The sequence below is a fragment of the Bradyrhizobium oropedii genome, from assembly GCF_020889685.1.
Taxonomy (GTDB): domain Bacteria; phylum Pseudomonadota; class Alphaproteobacteria; order Rhizobiales; family Xanthobacteraceae; genus Bradyrhizobium; species Bradyrhizobium oropedii.
In genome coordinates this window covers 1-703 of sequence record NZ_JACMYO010000472.1, presented here as the reverse complement: position 1 = coordinate 703, position 703 = coordinate 1, and the positions used below count along the sequence as shown (strand labels likewise).

At 64.0% G+C, this 703-nt stretch carries 1 pseudogene; it reads right to left on the bottom strand.

Features of this window, described 5'->3' with window-relative positions:
• Positions 1-129: pseudogene (locus tag H8A95_RS43355) on the bottom strand (ATP-binding protein); the annotation flags it as partial.
• Positions 130-703 lie beyond the last annotated feature (574 nt).

The window sequence follows — 703 nt, the reverse complement described above, 5'->3', positions numbered from 1 at the left end:
GATGAGGCCGCTCTTCCGTTTGGCGCGGAGCCGGTAGCTGTCGCCGCGGTTAGTCAACGCGTAGCTATGGAGCAGGAGTCGGTCGAGGATCGCGGTGGCGACCACCGGATCGCCGAACACGTCAGAGTACCCCTATTCTTGAGCGGGTCGTGTCTCACGTCACGATCACGGACCCGCATCATTTTCTGTTTGGGCACCGGCTTGAGGTGCTGAAGGAGCGGTCGGGGCGCGGCCCCGCCTACGTCGTTGTCGCGCTGCCGGACGGCCGGCCGCGGGCGGTTCGGATCGCGTCGACGGATCTTGCCGAGACGATCACTTCCCGCCCGAACGCCGCCGATCTGCCACGTGTCAGTGCACGTACGCTGATCCCATTGATGCAACATTTGAGCGCGAGTCTGAGCCTTCTCGACGAGAAGGTGATTCGCGATGACCCACCGACCGCTTCCAGGTCGCGTTGCGTATCGACCCCTACCGACGTTGGCAAATCCACCTGGCCGTCCGACGGACGACATTCCGCGCCTGTGGCCGAATCTGTCGACCGCGACGCAAACCCAGATCGCTCAAATCCTCGCCACGCTGCTGCGGCGAATGCAAGCGGTTCCCGGCACGCCCGGAAGGGGACTGGGTCGTGCTGATCAGCTTGAACGTCGCTGACGAGCGGCTCACGACTGCGCACCGAGCCAAGTTGGCCTATGTCTACGTG